The 4,006-nt window shown below is 61.7% G+C and carries 6 protein-coding genes; 3 read left to right on the forward strand and 3 right to left on the reverse strand.

Annotated elements, in window-relative coordinates; genetic code table 11:
- Nucleotides 1-240: 240 nt before the first annotated feature.
- A complete protein-coding gene (gene wrbA, locus ACILRA_RS20660; protein WP_395663940.1) occupies nt 241-843 on the reverse strand; it encodes an NAD(P)H:quinone oxidoreductase in 603 nt (200 codons plus the stop codon).
- 10 nt (nt 844-853) lie between these two features.
- The gene (locus ACILRA_RS20665; RefSeq protein WP_395663935.1) at nt 854-1,345 is read right to left on the reverse strand and encodes a VOC family protein; all 492 of its coding nucleotides are present in this window, start codon (nt 1,343-1,345) and stop codon (nt 854-856) included.
- A gap of 164 nt (nt 1,346-1,509) precedes the next feature.
- Between ACILRA_RS20665 and upp the strand changes: the two genes are divergently transcribed.
- Nucleotides 1,510-2,157: a uracil phosphoribosyltransferase gene (gene upp / locus ACILRA_RS20670; protein WP_395663936.1), complete on the forward strand. Its 648-nt coding sequence runs from the start codon at nt 1,510-1,512 to the stop codon at nt 2,155-2,157.
- Nucleotides 2,158-2,282: 125 nt separating this feature from the next.
- Entirely contained in the window at nt 2,283-3,059 is a 777-nt protein-coding gene (locus ACILRA_RS20675) for a response regulator (RefSeq protein WP_395663937.1), read from the forward strand.
- Nucleotides 3,060-3,127: 68 nt separating this feature from the next.
- Here the strand turns inward: ACILRA_RS20675 and ACILRA_RS20680 are convergent, their stop codons facing one another.
- A complete protein-coding gene (locus ACILRA_RS20680; RefSeq protein ID WP_395663938.1) occupies nt 3,128-3,271 on the reverse strand; it encodes a hypothetical protein in 144 nt (47 codons plus the stop codon).
- A gap of 262 nt (nt 3,272-3,533) precedes the next feature.
- On the opposite strand from ACILRA_RS20680, the gene ACILRA_RS20685 reads away from it, so the two are divergent.
- Nucleotides 3,534-3,986, forward strand: coding sequence for a c-type cytochrome (locus ACILRA_RS20685; RefSeq protein ID WP_395663939.1), 453 nt, complete (start codon nt 3,534-3,536; stop codon nt 3,984-3,986).
- Nucleotides 3,987-4,006: the final 20 nt, after the last annotated feature.

A 4,006-nucleotide genomic window follows, 5' to 3' on the forward strand; every position in this document is an offset into this window, starting at 1 on the left:
GATGGAGGCTTTGCAAAGCGCGTTCTCGACAATCTGGTGGCGGCAGGCGTCTTCGTCCGCATGCCGGGTGTAGCACCCCTGAACCGCTGTATACGCATCACGGCGGGAACCCCGGAGGATGTTGCGGTGCTGGCGGAGGAATTACCGAAGGCCTTGAAGGCTGCGGGATAGAAGAAACATTTCCAAACAAAAACGCCCCGGACAAGGCCGGGGCGTCAATAAACTCAACTTACTTCAAACTTACTTGCTGGCCAGCTTCGCGGCGATTTCCGCCACGTGGCGGCCCTGGTAGCGGGCGCCGTCGAGTTCGTGCTGGGCGGGCTGGCGGCTGCCGTCGGAATTGGTGATAGTCGATGCGCCATAGGGCGAGCCTCCGCGGATCTCGTCAACGCCCGACTGGCCAGCCCAGGTATAGGGCAGGCCGACGACGACCATGCCGTGGTGCATCATGGTGGGGATGAAGCCGAGAATGGTCGACTCCTGGCCGCCGTGCTGGGTGGCCGACGAGGTCATCGCCGAGCCGACCTTGCCGCGCAGCGCCTGCTTGGCCCAGAGCGGACCTGTCTGGTCGATGAAGTTGCGCATCTGCGAGGCCATGGTGCCATAGCGCGTGCCGCAGCCGAAGATGATGGCGTCATAGTTCTCGAGTTCGAGCGGCGTGGCGATCGGGGCCTTCTGGTCCATCTTGTACCAGGCGGCCTTCGCCACATCTTCCGGCACGAGCTCCGGAACCCGCTTCACGTCAACCTCGGCGCCCGCCTCTCTGGCGCCGTCGGCAGCGGCATAGGCCATTTGCTCCATATGGCCCCAGGCGGAATAGTAAAGAACGAGAACTTTCGTAATCTGTCGTCCCTCAATGTTCGGTGTTGATAAGGTCTTGCAGGTCAAGGCGGTGGGTCACCATGGCAAGGCTGCCATCCGGCATACGCGGCCACTGGCTCTCCGGCTTGTCCCAATAGAGTTCGATGCCGTTGTGATCGGGATCATGAAGATAAAGCGCCTCAGAGACGCCATGGTCAGATGCGCCATCAAGCGGCACATTGTGGGCGGCAAGGCGGCGCAGGGCATCCGCCAGATCGGCCCGCGCCGGGTAGAGAATTGCGAGATGAAACAGTCCCGTAGTACCCGGCGGCGGCGGGGAGCCGCCCTCGCTCTCCCACGTGTTGAGGCCAATGTGGTGGTGATAGCCGCCGGCCGATACAAAGGCCGCCTGACGGCCAAAAAGCTGTTGCAGTTCAAAGCCCAGCACACCGCAGTAGAAGTCGAGCGACCGTTGCAGATCGGCGACCTTCAGGTGCACATGGCCGATCCGCGTTCCGGCGGGAATGGGCGATTCTGCTGGCATGCGAAATCCTTAATGTAACTTTTGTCGTTACCGATATAGGCATGTCGCCGCCATGGTGCAAGCCTTCCCATGCAATGTTTGCGCAAAACCGTGGATGACGGGCACCCGCGCTTGAATTCACGACCGGCTTTCCGCAAAACGGGCCTCAGACAAGGAGAACCGCCATGGCCGAGACTGCGCTTCCCAAATCACTCGTCGTGGTCGATCACCCGCTGGTGCTGCACAAGCTGACCCTGATGCGTGACAAGTCCACGCCATCAGCGGTGTTCCGCCAACTCCTGCGCGAGATCAGCCTGCTGCTTGCCTATGAGGTGGCGCGCAACCTGCCGATGACCACCCACACGATCGAGACCCCATTGGCGGCGATGGAGGCCCCTATCCTCAAGGGCAAGAAACTGGTCATCGTCTCCATCCTGCGGGCCGGCAACGGACTTCTGGAGGGCATGCTTGACCTGATGCCCTCTGCCCGTATCGGCCACATCGGCCTCTACCGCGATCCGGTGACGCTGCAGCCCGTTGAATACTATTTCAAGGTACCCGCCGACATCGACGAACGGCCGGTGATCGTGGTGGACCCCATGCTGGCCACTGGCAATTCCGTTGCCTATGCAATCCAGAGGCTCAAGGACAAGGGCGCACGGGACGTTCGCCTTGTCTGCCTGCTCGCTGCGCCTGAGGGAATACGGAGAGTAGCACAGCAGCATCCCGATGTGCCGATCTACACAGCGGCGGTTGACAGCCATCTGAATGACCATGGCTATATCGTGCCGGGCCTTGGCGATGCGGGGGACCGCATGTTCGGCACCAAGTGAGCCGCTCCATCAAAGGTTAACCATAGCCGGTTTCAAGCCTGCCAGATCACCAATTGAAAACCATTGGACCTTAGCGTCTGCCGCTCAGGAAAATGTCAGGGCGGACCATGATGCAGCCGGCGGTTATGAACGGGAACGTCGAACGGAAATCGCTGAGCCTGAGCATGCCCTGTGGCAGCCGTCCGCAGCTGCTGCTCGCGGAGGATTGCGATCCGATGAGGATCGTCACCGCGGCGATGCTCAAGGGAATGGGATGTGACGTCGAGGCCGTGCTCGACGGTGAGCAGGCCGTGCACAGCGCCGCGGAGAAGAAATTCGATGTGATCGTGCTGGATATCGAGATGCCGGTCATGGACGGCATCACGGCGGCACGCTCCATCAGGCGCATGGGCGGCGACGCCGCAGCGACACCATTGATGGCGCTCTCCGCATTCCTTGCCGATTCGGTGAGGACCGGCGGCTGGCGCGATACCTTCGACATTGCTCTTCCCAAGCCCGCCAACCGCAATGAACTGCATGAGGCGGTCAAGGCTGCGCTGACGCGGCTCCCGGCCGATGAGGGACGGCCGCTGGACACTGTGCCGCCGCTGCTCGACGAATTGCGGCTGCATGAGATGCGCCGCAGCGTGACAGGCCCCGCGTGGCAGACGATCTCGGATGGGGCGTGCCGCGACATCGAGACCTGCATCGGCCAGCTCGAGCATGAGGGCTGCGGACCAAAGGACGGTGCGATGCTGGCCTGCGCCTCCACCCTGGCCGCCCTCGGACGCGGCTTCGCCGCGAGACGGCTGGACTGGGCGGCACAGCGCTTCCAGCGCGCCTGCTCCGAAACAGCAAGGCATGAGGCGCTGGGCGTGCTGCTCTCCTCGGCCCGCGATACCGTACAGATGCTGCGGGGATAGCGGTCACTCCGGACATGAAAAAGGGCGGTAAAGCCGCCCTTGGTCTGCCTGGTATGTCAGCGAGGGGTTTACCTGGCTGACGCCTGCCGTGTGGCAAGTTCCGCCTCGAGCGACTTCAGCATGTGCAGAACCTCGCTGAGCTCTGGGCTCAGTACCGCCTTGCGCCTGTCGGCAGGCGATTCCTTGGGTGCCTTCGTCTGAGATGGTGTCACCGGTGCTGTCATCCTGTTCTGTCGAAATTCAGTCTAGGGTTGTGGATTTAAGAATATCCTAAGGGCTGATATCCTTCACGATCCTCAATGGCGCTCGCCTGAGGCAATTACGAGGCCTGACCCGGGCAGAAATCAGACAAGGTGAACAAGGACTTGCGGACAGTGCGCGCGCATACACCAAATTGTGATTGAAAAAGGTACAGAATACATGCGTAATCTGGAGTTTCTGAACGTCAACACCCAATGCGGAGGGAGAGCACCTATGATGTCCAAGGGAGTTTGGGGCCTGTTTGCGGCGGCAACGCTGTCGCTCGGGCTTTCGTCTGCCGCCATGGCCGAGATGGGACCGATCGAGGCGCGCCAGGCCTGCATGAAGGCCAATGCCGCCATGATGAAAGTGATGGTGCCGATCATCAAGGGCCAGGCGGCCTATGACAAGGCAGCGATCGACGACGCGATCACCAAGACGCAGGCCGCCTGCGCCGGTTGGGCCAATTGGTGGGGCGAGGATACCAAGCCCGGCGGTGCAGTGAAGACCGAAGCCAAGCTTGAAGTCTGGACGGACGCCAAGGGCTTTGAAGCCGCCAGCATGGAATATGTGAAGGCCGAGCAGGCGGTGAAGGACGCCGCTGATGAAGCCGCCTTCAAGGCAGCCTTCCCGGGCCTCGGCAAGAGCTGCCAGAGCTGCCACGAGACGTATCGCGCGGCGGACTAAGCCCTGCGCCTGTTCTCAGC

This window comes from Aestuariivirga sp., assembly GCF_044239095.1.
Lineage (GTDB): Bacteria > Pseudomonadota > Alphaproteobacteria > Rhizobiales > Aestuariivirgaceae > Aestuariivirga.